The sequence below is a fragment of the Pseudomonas syringae pv. cilantro genome, from assembly GCF_001293775.1.
Classification (GTDB): domain Bacteria; phylum Pseudomonadota; class Gammaproteobacteria; order Pseudomonadales; family Pseudomonadaceae; genus Aquipseudomonas; species Aquipseudomonas syringae_P.
In genome coordinates this window covers 25,487-41,250 of sequence record NZ_LGLN01000065.1, presented here as the reverse complement: position 1 = coordinate 41,250, position 15,764 = coordinate 25,487, and the positions used below count along the sequence as shown (strand labels likewise).

11 protein-coding genes and 1 pseudogene are annotated in these 15,764 nt (G+C 60.8%); 6 read left to right on the top strand and 6 right to left on the bottom strand.

The window, feature by feature from the left end; all coding sequences use genetic code 11:
- Nucleotides 1-20 precede the first annotated feature (20 nt).
- Nucleotides 21-953: a DMT family transporter gene (locus ABJ99_RS15720; protein ID WP_054086586.1), complete on the bottom strand. Its 933-nt coding sequence runs from the start codon at nucleotides 951-953 to the stop codon at nucleotides 21-23.
- Nucleotides 954-1,064: 111 nt separating this feature from the next.
- Here ABJ99_RS15720 and ABJ99_RS15715 point away from each other — a divergent pair.
- Together ABJ99_RS15715 and ABJ99_RS15710 are read left to right on the top strand one after the other, a co-directional pair.
- A pseudogene (locus ABJ99_RS15715) lies at nucleotides 1,065-1,633 on the top strand (helix-turn-helix domain-containing protein).
- A 43-nt stretch (nucleotides 1,634-1,676) separates the two neighbouring features.
- Complete coding sequence (locus ABJ99_RS15710; protein ID WP_054086585.1) at nucleotides 1,677-3,089, top strand: FAD/NAD(P)-binding protein; 1,413 nt, start codon at nucleotides 1,677-1,679, stop codon at nucleotides 3,087-3,089.
- Between the two features lie 392 nt (nucleotides 3,090-3,481).
- Here ABJ99_RS15710 and ABJ99_RS15705 read toward each other — a convergent pair whose 3' ends face one another.
- Together ABJ99_RS15705 and ssuD are read right to left on the bottom strand one after the other, a co-directional pair.
- Nucleotides 3,482-4,588, bottom strand: a complete 1,107-nt coding sequence (locus tag ABJ99_RS15705; protein ID WP_054086584.1) for a sigma-54 interaction domain-containing protein — start codon at nucleotides 4,586-4,588, stop codon at nucleotides 3,482-3,484.
- The gene (ssuD, locus tag ABJ99_RS15700; protein ID WP_054086583.1) at nucleotides 4,588-5,727 is read right to left on the bottom strand and encodes an FMNH2-dependent alkanesulfonate monooxygenase; all 1,140 of its coding nucleotides are present in this window, start codon (nucleotides 5,725-5,727) and stop codon (nucleotides 4,588-4,590) included. The genes ABJ99_RS15705 and ssuD overlap by 1 nt, the downstream gene beginning before the upstream one ends.
- Before the next feature lie 289 nt (nucleotides 5,728-6,016).
- Here ssuD and ku point away from each other — a divergent pair, with 289 nt between their 5' ends.
- Entirely contained in the window at nucleotides 6,017-6,928 is a 912-nt protein-coding gene (gene ku / locus ABJ99_RS15695) for a non-homologous end joining protein Ku (protein WP_054086769.1), read from the top strand.
- Nucleotides 6,929-6,979: 51 nt separating this feature from the next.
- Nucleotides 6,980-9,619 (top strand): DNA ligase D, encoded by a 2,640-nt coding sequence (gene ligD, locus ABJ99_RS15690; RefSeq protein WP_054086582.1) that lies wholly within the window; start codon nucleotides 6,980-6,982, stop codon nucleotides 9,617-9,619.
- A gap of 193 nt (nucleotides 9,620-9,812) precedes the next feature.
- On the opposite strand, the gene pssA is transcribed toward ligD, so the two are convergent.
- Complete coding sequence (gene pssA / locus ABJ99_RS15680) at nucleotides 9,813-11,156, bottom strand: CDP-diacylglycerol--serine O-phosphatidyltransferase (RefSeq protein ID WP_054086580.1); 1,344 nt, start codon at nucleotides 11,154-11,156, stop codon at nucleotides 9,813-9,815.
- A 217-nt stretch (nucleotides 11,157-11,373) separates the two neighbouring features.
- The gene (locus ABJ99_RS15675; protein WP_054086579.1) at nucleotides 11,374-12,516 is read right to left on the bottom strand and encodes a glycerophosphodiester phosphodiesterase; all 1,143 of its coding nucleotides are present in this window, start codon (nucleotides 12,514-12,516) and stop codon (nucleotides 11,374-11,376) included.
- A 247-nt stretch (nucleotides 12,517-12,763) separates the two neighbouring features.
- On the opposite strand from ABJ99_RS15675, the gene ABJ99_RS15670 reads away from it, so the two are divergent.
- Both ABJ99_RS15670 and ABJ99_RS15665 read left to right on the top strand, forming a co-directional pair.
- Entirely contained in the window at nucleotides 12,764-13,696 is a 933-nt protein-coding gene (locus tag ABJ99_RS15670; protein ID WP_054086578.1) for a 2-hydroxyacid dehydrogenase, read from the top strand.
- A gap of 193 nt (nucleotides 13,697-13,889) precedes the next feature.
- Nucleotides 13,890-14,219 carry an antibiotic biosynthesis monooxygenase family protein gene (locus tag ABJ99_RS15665; protein ID WP_054086577.1) on the top strand — a complete coding sequence of 110 codons (330 nt, stop codon included), beginning with the start codon at nucleotides 13,890-13,892 and terminating at the stop codon, nucleotides 14,217-14,219.
- Nucleotides 14,220-14,221: 2 nt separating this feature from the next.
- Here ABJ99_RS15665 and ABJ99_RS15660 read toward each other — a convergent pair whose 3' ends face one another.
- Nucleotides 14,222-15,640, bottom strand: coding sequence for a short-chain fatty acid transporter (locus tag ABJ99_RS15660; RefSeq protein WP_054086576.1), 1,419 nt, complete (start codon nucleotides 15,638-15,640; stop codon nucleotides 14,222-14,224).
- Between the last annotated feature and the right edge of the window lie 124 nt (nucleotides 15,641-15,764).

The window sequence follows — 15,764 nt, the reverse complement described above, 5'->3', positions numbered from 1 at the left end:
AATCATTCTTCATCCGTAATTCACGCCTTTTCAGTCGGTTGTCGTGCGCCTTGCTGCCTGTTAGCAGGCTGTTCGGTGGCGGGCGGGCGTCGTTTCAGTTCGCTGACGATGACGCCCGCCACGATCAGCGCCGCGCCGAGCAAGGCAATCCCCGGCAGGCGCTCACCGGCCAGTCTTCCGACAATCCCGGCCCAGACCGGTTCACCGGCATAAATCACCGTCGCGCGGGTGGGTGAAACACTGCGTTGCGCCCAGTTCATGGCAATCTGAATCGCCGCGCTCATCGCCCCCAGGCCCACTGCGCTGAGCACCAGCAACCAGGAGAAATCCGGCAGACTTTCCTGGGTTGGCACGATCATCAGAAACGCCAGCACCGAAGCGGTTGCCAGTTGCACCACCGTCACCCGGCGCACATCGACCCTGCCAGCATAGGCACTGATCATGATGATTTCAGCGGCTATGGCCACAGCGCTGATCAGTGTGACGATTTCCCCCGAGCTGAAATCCATGGATGCGCCTTGAGGGCCCGAGACGAGCATCAGGCCGATGAACGCGAGGACAATTCCCAGGGTCGGCATCAGCCCCGGCCGCCGACCGAGCACCAGCCATTGCAGCAACGGCACGCAGGGCACATAAAGAGCAGTAATGAATGCCGACTGGCTGCTGGGAATGGTCTGTAAGCCGATGGTCTGCAGACCATAGCCAAGCATGATCGCCGTGCCGATCACGACACCCGCCTTAAGCTCGAGTAATGTCAGACCGCGCAGCACGTTCATCGAGAACAGTGCGATGATCACTGCTGCGGCGGCGAAACGCAGGCCGACAAAAAACATCGGGCCGCTGACCGTCATCGCATGCTGTACCAGCAGGAACGTGCCCCCCCAAAGCATGGTGATCAGAATCAATACGGCTTCTGCTTTACTGATGCGGGGCAAGCGGCTGATAGACTTCATGTCAGCTCCAGATTCCTGTTCATTACGAGGCGTGGGATGAGAGGCTGGGCACCTTGATAGTTGCCCAGAAGTGGGCAGTATACTGCGCAATGGTTTCACGTGAGTACATCCATGCACCCAGAACATCACCGACGCGCACCCGTGCTGCAACACGTCAGCCAGAACATTCGGCGTCTGCGTAACGCGGCAGATCTCAGCCAGACTGCTCTGGCGGATAAGTCCGGCGTGAGCCGCCGTATGTTGGTGGCTATCGAGGCCGGGGAAAAAAACGTCAGCCTGGCGACTCTGGACCGTGTCGCCGAAGCACTCGACGTGGCATTCAGTGACTTGATTCAGGCCCCTGACAGCCGCGATCATAGCCGCATCAACGAGTTGGCCTGGGAAGGTACGCGTTCTGGCAGCAAGGCGGTGTTGCTGGCCAGGGCGATTGCCCGGCGCGAAGTTGAACTGTGGGAGTTCTGCCTGGCGCCCGGAGACGCCTACGCGTCGGAAGCCGACCCGGATGGCTGGAGCGAGCAGGTCTATGTCGTGGAAGGGCAACTGACGCTGCGCCTGGCCGAACCGGTTGCGGCGCAAGTGATCGGGCCAGGAGAGTTTTCATGTTTCCCAGCAATCAGCCGCACCGCTATTGCAACGAAGGCACGCTGCCGCTGCGCTTCGTGCGCAACGTGGTGCTGTAACGTTCTTGTTCTTTCTGTGGTATCCCGATCGAGGCGCTGTTCGATGAGCGACGAGCATAACCAGATGGCCGATTTTCTGATCATCGGCGGCGGTTTGAGCGGCAGCATGCTGGCAGTACAACTGCTCCGCAGGCCGGGTCAGCGTCGGATCATGATCATCGAAACCCGCAGCGAACTGGGTCGTGGCGAGGCATACAGTGCCACCGAGCCCGGGCACACGCTCAATGGCAATGCGGCGCGCATGAGCGTTGATCCGGACAACCCCGCTGACCTGACCGAATGGCTGACCGGGTACCTGGCCGAAGGCGGCTGGCCCGAATCCGCAGAGCAGCCAGTACCGGTGGCCGAGCTGTTTCCGCCGCGAGGGGTGTTCGGTCTCTATGTGCAGCAGCGCCTGCGCGAGGCCCGCGCCGCCGGAGACGTTTATGGTTCGACGCTCGAGCATGTGCGCGGCGAGGCGGTTGATGTGCAGCCTGATGCTTTCGGTGTCAGCATCACGCTGGCGGATGGCAGTCTGCTGCGTGGCCGCCACGCCGTGCTGGCCACCGGCATGTACGCTGCTTCACGTACGCCGATGCGCGAGTCGAACGGGCTGAATGCAGCGGCGCTGGACCCGTGGGATGTGGCGGTCATGCGCCAGCTCGATCCGCAGGCGAGGGTGCTGATCATCGGTTCCGGGCTGACCATGGTCGACGCGGTGGTGTCCCTTGAAAAAGCCGGCCATCGCGGGCAGATTCAGGTTTTTTCGCGCCACGGCCTGTTGCCTCACGTGCGCCGTCAGCCGCCGGAATGGCCTGACTTTCTGGCCCATGACCCGAGTATCCGCACCACCCGGCAGTTGCTGCGCAAGGTGCGTGAGCAGTGCGAACTGGCTATCGAGAGCGGCATTGACTGGCAGGCTCCGCTGGATACCGTGCGCGCCAACGTCGGACGGCTGTGGCATCAGGCGACCGACAGGCAGCGCCGACAATTCGTGCGCCATGTACGGCCTTGGTGGGAAAGCCATCACCATCGCTCGCCGCCGCCGAGTGCGGCGTTGCTGGCCAGGCTGGTGCGGCAAGGACGGCTGAGCATCCAGGCTGCATCGTTGCAGAGTGTTGCCAGTCTGGCTTCGGGGCAGGTGCAGATCAGCGTCCGCTATCGGGGCGAGAATGAATTCTCGCAGCTGGCGGGTGATGCGCTGATAAATTCCACCGGTATCGAATACGACTGGCGTCGCGTAGACCGTCCGCTGCCTCGCCAGTTGCTGGCACGCGGGTTGATCCAGCCCGGCCCACTGGCACTGGGCATCGCCGCCGACGCTGGAGGCGCGGTGCTTGATGCGCAAGGTCAGTATTCCTCCCGGCTGTTCGCCATGGGCCCGCCGTTGCGCGGCATGTGGTGGGAGAGCACCGCCGTCACCGACGTAGCGATCCAGGCCAAGGCGCTGGCAATGCGTTTGGCCTCCTTGACCTAGCCCCGCAAGAGCGGACGCGGAGCGTCCAGAACGGCATGACGACGCGGAGCGTTGTCACGATAAGTGTTCTTCCAGACACCTTTCGTTTCTCACGCGTGTGAGGGTCAGCCGGGCGTACAGCTCCGGAAACAAGGCGCTAGCTCCTGTTTCTATGCTCCGCGTCGCGCAGCGGTTTTGCGATGTCAGTGATGTCTGTTTACGGCTCAAGGCACCTTTTCGCCCCTCGNCGGTGCGGCTTGCTCGGCGTCCTGCCTCGCATCCCCCGGATCAGCGTCAGGACTCAGCCGTCACTTACGTCGCAATCGGCGTTGTCAGTGCTATCGCGCTCTAAAAACACATCTAAAGCATTATCGCGCAGTGTTATTACGGGCATTCCACAGCGTCGTTGCCTGCTACACCGACAAATGCAGCATCCGGTCGCCCTGCACATTCTCGCCCGGCCTGCGCTTGTTGACCGCCAGTTCGCCGATCCTGATCAGACGCGTGCGCGTCACGTTCCGTGTCAGGCCCAGCAGGCTGGCCGTATGCACCTGATTGTGATGGCAGAAACGATAAGCCGTACGTAGCAACGTGTCCTCGACCTTTTCGTGCAAGGCGCCTGCCTGCTCCTCGAACAGCTTCTGAAACGCACGGTTGAGCAACTGCTCGGCGGACTCGTCAGCCGGGCTGTACTCGTCCTGACGCTCGATTCTCAGGTTCGACATGCGCAAGTCATCACGCTGAATCACGCCGTCACGGCAGACCAGCAGCGTGTGATGAATGACGTTTTCCAGCTCGCGAATATTGCCCGGCCAACTGTAGGTCTTGAGCTTGTGCTCGGCCTCCGGGCTGATGCGTACCGGACCATGCCGCAGGCGCTGGCTATAGACTTCGATGAAATGCCGGGCCAGCGGCAGAATATCGCCCGGCCGCTCGCGCAACGGGCTCAATTCCAGATTGACCACGTCCAGCCGGTAATACAAATCCTCACGAAAATGCCCGGCATTAATGGCTTTTTCCAGCTGCACGTTGGTGGCCGCCAGCACTCGTACATCGATCGGAATGCTCTTGCGTGAGCCCAGGCGCACCACTTCGCGCTCCTGAAGCACGCGCAGCAGCTTGACCTGAAGCGTCATGGGCAGATCACCGATCTCATCAAGAAACAGCGTGCCGCCATTGGCTTCCTCGAACCAGCCTGCCTTGGCGCTTATTGCACCGGTAAAGGCGCCTTTATCGTGACCAAACAACTCGGCCTCGATCAGGTTTTCGGAAAACGCTCCGCAGTTCACTGCTACGAACGGCTTGTCACGCCGGGCGCTCAATTCGTGGACATGCCTGGCGACCAGTTCTTTGCCAGTGCCGGTTTCGCCGATGATCAGCACGCTGGCGTCGCTTGGCGCGACCTGGCGCACGTGCGCCAGCAAGGCTCTGGATTTCGGGTCTTCGAAGACCTGCGCGGTGGCCCTGATCGAGGTCGCCAGCGCAGGCGAGTGCGGTAAGGTCAGCAGTTGCCCGGACATCACTTGGCCTGCGGGGGCAAATCGTTGGCGATCATTTCGCCAAACGGCCCGGTCAGATTGGTGATGCCGCGCCCGGCGAGGCTGGCATAAGGCTCAGGCAGCAGCGGGAAGACCAGCTCGGCAAAACGATACGCTTCTTCCAGATGCGGGTAGCCGGAAAAGATGAAGCTCTCGATGCCCAGATCCGCGTATTCCTTGATGCGCTCGGCGACTTCCTGCGGGTTGCCGACCAGTGCCGTGCCGGCGCCACCACGCACCAGGCCAACGCCTGCCCACAGATTGGGAGCGATTTCCAGGTTGTCGCGGCGCCCGTCATGCAGTGCTGCCATACGTCGCTGGCCTTCGGAGTCGAAACGCGAAAAGGATTTTTGCGCCGCTGCGATGGTTTCGTCGCTGATGTGTTCGATCAGGGTGCTGGCGGCTTTCCAGGCTTCTTCGCTGGTTTCCCGAACGATCACGTGCAGACGAATGCCGAATTTCACGGTACGGCCCTTGCGCGCCGCACGTTCCCGCACATCAGCCAGCTTCTGCGCGACGGCCGCCGGCGGCTCGCCCCAGGTCAGATAGACGTCCACCTGATCGGCGGCCAGATCATGAGCCGCGTCCGAAGAGCCACCAAAATACAGTGGCGGATAGGGTTTCTGGATGGGCGGGTACAGCGCCTTGGCGTTCTGAACGCGCAGGTGTTTTCCTTCAAAGTCGACCGCTTCGCCCTGCAGGACGCGCCGCCAGATTTGCAGGAACTCGTCGGTGACTTCATAGCGTTCGCTGTGATCGAGAAAGCTGCCATCGCCGCGGTTCTCGTCCGGATCGCCGCCGGTAACCACGTTGATCAGCAGGCGGCCGCCGGAAAGACGGTCCAGTGTGGCCGCCATGCGCGCTGAAACGGTCGGGGAGATGATCCCCGGACGGATCGCCACCAGGTACTTCAAACGCTCGGTCAGCGGCACCAACGCCGAGGCGATCACCCACGAATCTTCGCAGGAGCGGCCGGTAGGGATCAGCACCCCGTGATAGCCCAGATCATCGGCAGCCTGCGCCACTTGCTTCAGGTAGTTCAGGGTCACCGGGCGCGCGCCCTTGGTGGTTCCCAGATAATGGCCGTCGCCGTGAGTCGGAAGAAACCAGAAAACGTTCATGACAAATCCTTGGGAGTGATCAGCTCAGTGAAAGCTGACGGGACCTGCTGTTGGAGCGCAGACAGTCTGCCAACAGCGTTCGAGGTGGGCCATTTATAGAACGTCTTTTTTATTCCGCAAAAGATCGTTAAACCATATTTTTAGATCTTAAAGGTATATATGGCAGTGCTTGTGACCTGCATTCCCTTCCAGAGCCTTCTGCCACAGGGGTTTGGCAGCGCTCGTCAGCCTGTCGAAACTTTTCTCGGTCGTGCCCGGTCACCTGTTCAAGACCAACAGGAGTCAGATCATGGCAAGGGCAATCTGGAAGGGCGCGATCAGCTTCGGGCTGGTACACATCCCCGTCGCGCTGGTGTCTGCTACAACGTCGAACAGTGTCGATTTCGACTGGCTGGACAAGCGCAGCATGGACCCGGTCGGCTACAAACGGATCAACAAGGTTACCGGCAAGGAAGTCACCAAGGAAAACATCGTCAAAGGCGTGATGCATGAGAAGGACCGTTATGTGGTGCTCAGCGAGGAGGAAATACGTTCTTCGCACCCCAAGTCGACCCAGACCATCGACATCTTCGCTTTCGTCGACAGTCAACAGATTCCTTTGCAGAACATCGACACGCCGTATTTTCTGACCCCGGACAAGCGCGGCGAAAAGGTCTACGCGCTGCTGCGCGAAACCTTGATCGATACCAAAAAGGTGGCGCTGGCCAATGTCGTGTTGCACACCCGTGAGCACCTGGCAGCGGTCATGCCGCTGGAGTCGGCGCTGGTGATGGTGATCCTGCGCTGGCCCGCCGACGTCCGCGAACTCGATGTGCTGGAACTGAATGAGGCCGTGACCAAGGCGCAGTTGAATAAAAGCGAACGCGACATGGCCAAGCGGCTGGTCAAGGACATGAGTGCCGACTGGGAGCCTGAAAAGTACCGCGATACCTTTCAGGAGAAGATCATGAAACTGGTCGAAACCAAGGCCAGCGAAGGCAAGATCGAGAACGTCGAGAGCGATCCAGGCGAGGAAGAGCGCAAGAGCGCCGATGTCATAGACCTTACCGATTTGTTGCGTCGCAGCCTGGCGGGCAAGAGCAGTGCGGGCAAGGCAAGGGCGAGCAAACCTGCCGCCAAGCCCAGCGGCAAGGCTGCTGCCAAAGACGAGACCAAGCCCAAGCGGCCCGCTGCGCGTAAAAAAACCGGCAAAGCGTCTTGAGGCAAAACCGGTTGAGACAAAAGCCTCTCGATCCCTACGGAGAAACCGGCCATGGCCAAGCCAGCCAGTGAATACACGCGCAAGCGCAACTTCGATGTCACGTCTGAGCCCGCCGAGAGCACACGCAAAAGCAAGGCCCGGTCCGGCGCGTTGAGCTTTGTGATCCAGAAACACGATGCGCGCAACTTGCACTACGATTTCCGGCTGGAGCTGAACGGCACGCTCAAGAGCTGGGCGGTCCCCAAGGGACCGAGCCTGGACCCGAAGCAGAAGCGCCTGGCGGTGCATGTCGAAGATCACCCGCTGGATTACGCCGGTTTCGAGGGCAGTATTCCGCAAGGGCAATATGGCGGTGGCGACGTGATCGTCTGGGATCGTGGCATCTGGCAACCTCATGGTGATCCGCAAAAGACTTATGAGGAAGGCAAACTCAAGTTCACCCTGGTGGGCGAAAAACTCAGCGGCGAATGGGCGCTGGTGCGCACCCGGCTCAAGGGCAGCGGCAGCAAGGAGCAGTGGTTGCTGATCAAGGAGAAGGACTCGATTGCCCGGCCGGCTGACGAATACGACATCACTCGGGAGCAACCGCAAAGCGTGATCAGCGGCGCACAGGTCGGGGCAGGGCGTGCAGCGCCTGTCAAAACCAGATCCAGACCTGACACTGCAACCGGCAAAGCCAAGGCCAAGGCCAAGGCCGTCAAAGCGAAAGAGGCAACGCCAAAGCAGACAAAATCGAAAACAGCTTTCCCCGACGCGCTTTCACCGCAACTGGCCACCCTGGTGGATGCTCCGCCCGCAGGCGAATGGCTGTACGAGATCAAGTTCGACGGCTACCGCATGCTGGCGCGTCTTCAGCATGACGATGTGCGGCTGTTCACCCGGAACGGTAATGACTGGACCGATCAGTTACCTGAGCTGGTCAAGGCGCTAAAAGGCCTGAAATTGCAGGACAGCTGGTTCGACGGCGAGGTTGTGGTGCTCGACGAACAAGGGCTGCCGGATTTTCAGGGGCTGCAGAATGCCTTTGACGAGGGGCAGAGCAAAAACATCCTGTACTACCTGTTCGACATGCCGTTTCTGAGTGGCGAAGACTTGCGCGAGGTGCCATTGGAGCAGCGTCGTGACGCCCTCAAGCAAGTGCTCGACAGCCAGCGCAGCCGTTTGCTGCGTTACTCCGATGCGTTTCAGGCCGGGCATCAGGACATTGTCAGCAGCGCGGCGGCGATGGGCCTCGAAGGAGTAATCGGCAAGCGCGCCGGCAGTGCTTATGTCAGCAAGCGCAATGCCGACTGGATCAAGCTTAAATGCCGTCTGCGTCAGGAATTCGTGATCGTCGGCTACAGCGCACCACAGGGCAGCCGCTCGGCGTTCGGCGCGTTGTTGCTGGCAGTCAACGACGACCAGCAAGGCCTGGTGTATGCCGGGCGGGTCGGCACCGGTTTCAACGAGACGACCCTCAAGCAATTGCACAAACAGTTTCGTCCATTGCAGCGCGACAGCTCGCCGTTGTGCAAAAAACTCACTGCAGCGCAAGCACGCGGTGTGCAGTGGCTGGAGCCGCAACTGGTGTGCGAAGCAGAGTTCGCCCAATGGACCCGCGAGGGTATTCTGCGTCAGGCCGCGTTTGCTGGCCTGCGCACTGACAAACCGGCTGGTGAGGTGGTGCGCGAACAGGTCCAGCCTGGCAAGGCCGCAGGCCAGACCAAGGCAGCTTCTGCGCCTTCCACGCCCGCGCCAGCGAAAGCCAGGCCCGCTACGGCAACGCCCAGGGCCGGCAAAAAAGCTGCGCACGGCAGAGTTGATGTGGCAGGCACCGGTATCAGCCATCCGGATCGGGTCATCGACAGCCAGACCGGCACGCAGAAGATCGAACTTGCGCAGTTCTACGAGGCCATCGCCGACTGGATTCTGCCGTACCTGAGCAAGCGTCCGGTAGCCCTGTTGCGCTGCCCGGAAGGCATCGATGGCGAGCAGTTTTTCCAGAAGCATGCCGAGCATCTGGCCATTCCGAACATCAGGCAACTGGATCGCGCGCTGGACCCTGGCCATGCCGCGCTGATGGAAATCGATTCGGTGCAGGCGCTGGTCGGGGCCGCGCAAATGGGCGCCATCGAGTTGCATACCTGGGGCGCGACCCGCGACAAAATCGAGACGCCCGATCACCTGGTGCTCGACCTCGATCCTGACCCTGCGCTGCCTTGGCGCAGCATGATCGAAGCCACGCAGATGGTGCTCGCCGTGCTCGACGAGTTGCGGCTGGACGCTTTTCTGAAAACCAGCGGCGGCAAGGGCATGCACATCATCGTGCCACTGGCGCGGCAGGCCGACTGGGAAACCGTCAAGGCATTTTCCAAAGCGATTGCCGAGTTCGTCAGTGGTCAGTTGCCCGAGCGCTTTACGGCCACCATGGGGCCGAAGAACCGGGTCGGCAAGATCTTCATCGACTACCTGCGCAACAGTCGCGGCGGTAGCACGGTCACTGCGTACTCGGTACGCGCCCGGCCGGGTTTACCGGTCTCAGTGCCGATAGCACTGGATGAGCTGGCGGGACTGACGTCGTCGGCGCAATGGGACATCACCACTCTGCAACAGCGTTTGAGCACGCTCACTGATGATCCATGGGCGGGTTACAGCAACCGCCGCAAAATCACGCAAAAGATGTGGAAGCAGTTGGGAGCCAGGCGACCTTGAACACTGCGGGTGTCGAAAAGCGCCGTCAGCGGGCGACAGGCCTGAAGAACAGCTGTGCGCCCGCTGAGGTGAGCGACCAGGGTCTGTTCCCGTTTCATCGCGAGCCGCGTTGCTGGGCCAAATCNTTTCAAGTCCTGCAACGACGCATGGCAAAACAGACTCCGACGCGGCCGCGATGAAACGGGAACAGACCCTAGAGAATCCGGTACAGCAAACGTTCGACCCTGACCCGACTGACCCTGCGCAGAAATTTGCGCACGCCTTCAGGGTAATTGGCCAGCGTGTCCAGTTCATCGTATTGATCGACGCGCTGGGTATTGCGCATCAAGTGCGCGATTTCTGCCTCGCGGGGGGCGGTCCACTGGCCTCGTGGATCGTCGATCAGCAAGCCGTTTTCCAGGTCCAGATTGAAGGCTCGCGGATTGAGGTTGTTGCCGGTCAGCAACGTGTAACGCTGATCGACCCAAAGCCCCTTGAGGTGGAACGTGTTGTCACCGTGCTTCCACAAATGCACGTTCAGGCGATGCTGGGTAATTGCCTTCTGATGCTTTTGCGCAAAGCGTCGCAGGCTGATTTCATACAGATAGGGCAAGGCCGAGATCACCTTGAACGGCTCGTCCGGGTCGATGAAAAAGTCATTGGCGGTCTTGTCACCGATGATGATATCGACATGCACGCCGCGTTTCAGCGCTCTGTTGATCTCGCGCGTCACGGCCACCGGCAGGTTGAAATACGGCGTGCAGATGGTCAGCTGAATCTTGCTGGAAGCGATCAGGTCGCAGATGGCCCGATTGAGCGCGTTGCGCGGGCCGACGCCCAACAAGGGGATTACGCGAAACTCACCGTTTTCCCTGTCGCCTGCCGAGGTGTCATAGGCCGCGCGCTTCAGATCGCCACGAAACGCCCGAATTTCGCTGCGCAGGCTGCGAGAACTCGGCGGCGATTGCAGGTCCAGACGATGCACGGCAGGTGATGGCAGAATCTCCCGCTGCACCAGATTCACGAAAGAGTCGGCCAGCGCTGTACTTTCGATCAGGTGATAACGGTCAAGGCGGTATTTATCGAGTTTGTGCAGATAAACGTTATTGAGGCTCGCGCCGGTGTAAAGCACGCAGTCATCGATCACGCTGCCCTTGAGATGCAACACGCCGAACAGCTCGCGAGTCTGCACGGGTACGCCGTAAATCGGCACTTCTTCGTCGTATTCGAGGTTTTGCGCCTGATACCACGTCGAATTGCCCGGCTGCCGCCCGGCGCCGATCAGGCCCCGCTGCGCCCGGAACCAGTCCACCAGCACCACCACCTCCAGCCCTGGCCGGGCTGTCTTGGCGGCATACAAGGCGTCGAGGACTTCCTGGCCCGCCTCATCCTGTTGCAGATACAGCGCAATAATATAGATACGGCGCGTGGCCGAAGCGATCTTCTCCAGCAGGCAGCGCCGATAATCGGCGGCAGATGGAACAATGGAGATAGCATCACTCGGCAAGGCAAAACCGCGAAGCGCTGCCAGGGTCGAGCGTCGGAAAGTGGACTGCATAGGCCTCTCGATGGGAAAACCAACAGCGTATGAGCTTACACGAGAGTAACGGGCAGGTGGCTGTCGTCGACCTGTTTCAAAGCGTTGCAGGGCGTAGCGCCTGGATACACACCCTTTTCGATCCTGCTGCATCGCGCCGCACTCTGAAAGAGTCGGCGCGATCGATTTCTGATGACTCGGTCACAGGCCGCATCGCCGGATGCGGCCTGTCACTCGATCAGTAGCCGTTACGCTTCAGGATCGAGTCGATGCTTTCCTTGGCCGGCCGACCATAGAACTTCAACAGTTCGGCGGTACGGTTGGTGAAGAAACCATCAACGCCGTCATTGCTGATCCGCTTGAAATCCGCTTCGTCGTCCACGGTGTAAGGGTGAATCACCAGGCCTTTTTCATGGGTGAGGGTGTTCATCCACGGCTTGACCAAGTCCATATAGCTTTGATCGCCGCCTTGCGTCAGTTTTGATGATGGGCCGGTGCCGATGGCTCCATGGGCCTTGGCCCAGTCAATCCACTGCGCGAATTCTTCCGGCGATTTGACTTCCTGCGCCCCGTAATAGCTGGCCTTGTCCTTGAAGCCGGAATCCTTGAAAGCGACGCTGGATTTGGGCTCGATCGAGCCTGCGCCAATCCACAGCAGCATGACTTTGGGCACGTTCGGCATTTCTTTCTGCAACAGTTCCAGGCTCTGCTTCTCGAAAGTCTGCAACACCACACGCCCCGGCATATGCGCGACGTTGACATGGCCCGCAGCGGCGGCCGGGCGCTCAGTCAGCCAGCCGCGCTTGGCCAGTGCCTTCTTCAGGTCGGCTTCGACGCCGGGAAACTTGTTCGGCACCTTGGTCTCGATATACAGCCCCGGCTTGTTGGCGCCGCCTTCGGCGATATCGATGACTTCGTCCAGGGTCAGAATTTGCAACCCGGCGTAACTGTCGCGCGCCCGGTCCGGGTAGGCCTTGTTGAACCATGAACCGGCGTCCAGTTGCTTGAGCTCTGCCAGGGTAAAGGAACTGACCGGGTCCTTGACCCGCGTCGGGAATACTTGAGCAATGTTGGTCGTGCGTTCCAGCACGTCGTCGTGCAGCGCAATCAGCACGCCGTCCTGGGTGCGCTGGATGTCCATTTCCAGATAGTCCGCGCCCAGATCCCGCGCCAGGGTGTAGGCCGGGATGGTCTCTTCCGGCGCGTCGAACGAGGCGCCGCGATGGGCGATCGCAGCGGGCCACGGCAGGCCGTACTTCTCGCTCAACAGCTTGCCCGGCGATTCTGCCGCCGATGCCAGGGCTGATGACAGCATCAGGCTCGACATGACCGCTGCGGCCAACAGAATGCGTTTCAACAGCGTGGTGGAAAATCCGTGCATTGGCGGTGGGTTCCTTGTCTGGAGAAGGTGTTCGACTGCGCCGGAGGGGCGTGTTACCGGTCGCGTCGCTGTGGGCAACGATAGCGCACAAGGGCGGTTGTGACCCAGTCTGTCCGGCAAATGCGTCCACTTCATGAACAGAACCTGGCCCTTGGCGATGTTTTTTCTCTGCCAACGCTGCGGGCCGCTGCACAAGCACGTCCAGTCGCGTTACTGTCGGTGTTTTACAGATCGAATGGGAGCGCACATGACAACGGTGTTGGTGCTGGTTGAAAACCTGGACACATATTTGCCGATTCTGGAAAGCAGTGGCTTCCAGCTGATTCGTGCGCCAACGGCCGAGCAGCGTGCCGAGGCGATTGCCACCCACGGTCAAGCCATCAGCGCAGTCGTGACGCGCGGGCCGCTGGGTTTTTTTGCAGAGGAAATGGATGCGCTGCCGCATTTGCGCATCATCTGCGTGAGCGGCGCGGGTTACGAGAAAGTTGATCTGCCCGCCGCCAGGGCGCGGGGTATCACGGTGACCAACGGCGCCGGGGTCAACGCCGCGACAGTGGCCGATCATGCGTTGGCGCTGTTGCTGTCGCTGGTACGCGATATCCCGCAGGCCGATGCCTCGGTCCGCCGCAACGAATGGCGCAAGGCCGTGCGTCCGTCACTGGCAGGCAAACGCCTGGGCATCATCGGTCTGGGGGCCGTGGGGCTGGCCATCGCCAAACGGGCGGCCGCGTTCGACATCGTTATCGGTTACCACAACCGCACGCCGCGCAACGATTGCGCCTACACCTGGCACGCCTCGGCGCAAGCGCTGGCGGCCGCATCGGACGTATTGGTCATTGCTACGCCCGGAGGCAACAGCACGCAACATCTGGTCGATGCGCAGGTGCTGGAAGCACTGGGCCCGGAAGGCTTCTTGGTCAACATTGCCCGCGCCAGCGTCGTGGATACCCCTGCGCTGGTCAGAGCGCTTCAGAACCAGCAGATTGCCGGGGCTGCGCTGGATGTATTCGATGACGAACCCAATGTGCCGGACGTCCTCAAGATCCTGACCAATGTCGTGCTCACGCCACACGTGGCTGGCCTGTCGCCCGAGGCATCGAGAGACAGTGTGCAAATGGTCAACGACAACCTGCTGGCATTCTTTGCCGGGCAGCCGGTGCTGACGCCGGTCACCGAATGACACTGTGCGGCGCTGCATAGATGACTTGCCCGCTCGCCCATTCTGATTGCGTAGTGGCCCGTTTATAGTCGGTCCGGATTTCACAAGAACCGGGCATGGAGCAGGGTATGGGCGTAGTAGCAGATGTAACAGGCAAGAAATTGCGTGTCGGGCTGGTGGGGGATTTCATCACGTCCGCCCAGGGTGACAAATCGTGATCGCCGCACGCTTTCCCACGCCTTACTTTGCGGTCGTGTTCACCTCGCTGCGCACGTCTGGCGAGAGTCAGGCGTACGCCGAGACTGCACAACGAATGATCGAACTGGCCAGCAGACAACCCGGTTTTCTGGGCGTTGAGTCGGCGCGCGACGCCGCGGGGCTGGGGGTGACGGTTTCGTACTGGACCGACGAAGCCGCGATTCTGGCCTGGAAACAGCAGGCCGAACACGCCGCAGTTCGCGAGCAGGGCCGCGCGCACTGGTATCAGGCGTTTACCACGCGGATCTGCAAGGTCGAGCGTGATTACGCGTTCGGTCCGCATTGAGGTCAGGGCATGACCGGTGGCGTGTAGGTCAACGTCGTGCCTAACGCCCACAGCAGAAACAGCACCAGCGGCGTATGGACCAGCAACTGGACGAACGAAAAGCCGATCAGGTCCCGCGCCTTGAGGCCCAGTACGCCCAGCAGCGGCAACATATAGAACGGGTTGATCAGGTTCGGCAATGCCTCGGCGGCGTTGTAGATCTGCACCGCCCAACCCAGGTGATACTGCAGATCATTGGCCACTTGCATCACGTAAGGCGCTTCGATAATCCACTTGCCGCCGCCCGACGGTATGAAGAATCCCAATATGGCCGAATAGACACCCATCAGGATCGCGTAGGTGTCGTGGGAGGCGATGCCGGTGAAGAACGTCGAAATGTAATGCGCCAGGGTCTGGGCATCGCCGCCTTTGACGGTGGTCAACAATGCGGCAATCGAGCCGTACAGCGGGAATTGGATCAGTACGCCGGTGGTGGTCGGCACCGCTCGCGTCACGGCATCGAGAAAGCTGCGCGGCCGCCAGTGCAACAACGCGCCTAGCATGATGAACAGAAAATTGTACGTGTTGAGCCCGGAAATCGCCGTGATCGCCGGTTTGCTGGAAAACTCGTTGAACAGCCAGCCGATGCCCAGCAGCACCATCAGGATAATCAGCAGCGGGCTGTATTCCAGCCATTCGCCGGGGCGGGTGCGCGCAGGCAGTGGTGGCAGATTGAACGCAGGGTCAACGCCACAGGCGCTGGCATCGCGGGCACTGTTGGGGCCCGGCGCGGTGGCGTAAGCGACGATCAGCGAGATGACCACCAGCGCTGCGAGCATGACGCCGGATTGCCAGAGAAAGATGGTTTCAGTGAACGGGATCACGCCGGTAATTGCGAGGATCGACGGCGGCAGGCTGGCCGGGTTGGCTTGTAACTGGGCGGCCGAAGACGACAGACCCAGCGCCCACACCGCACCCAACCCGAGGTAGGCCGCGGCACCGGCCGCGCGATAATCCATGCGCAGGTCGGTGCGGCGGGCGAGGGCGCGAACCAGCAAACCCCCGAATACCAGCGACAGCCCCCAGTTGAGCAGCGAGGCCAGCATGGCAATCAGCGCCACCCAGGCCACGGCCGAACGGCCATTGCGCGGCACCCGGGCTAACCGGTCGATCAGCCGCACGGCGGGCGGCGAACTGGCGACCACATAACCGCCGATGACCACGAAGGCCATCTGCATGGTGAACGGGATCAGGCTCCAGAAACCATCGCCGAACGCCTTGGCGGCTTCGGCCGGACGCGCGCCGGTGGCCAGGGTTGCGAGCGTGACAATGACCACCGCCAGTGCGGCGAATACCCAGGAATCAGGAAACCAGCGCTCCGCCCAGGCGGCGCAGCGCAGGGCAAATCGGGCGGAGCGGCTTTCTTCAATGTTGGCAGCCACGAGGGGCACCTCTTTTTGTAATTATTATTGGGGGGATCGTAAAACGGTGTTAACACGCAACCGCACTTCAGATCGGACGCAGAGCATCCAGAACAGCACTACCACGTTTGAGCGCTCATCGTTC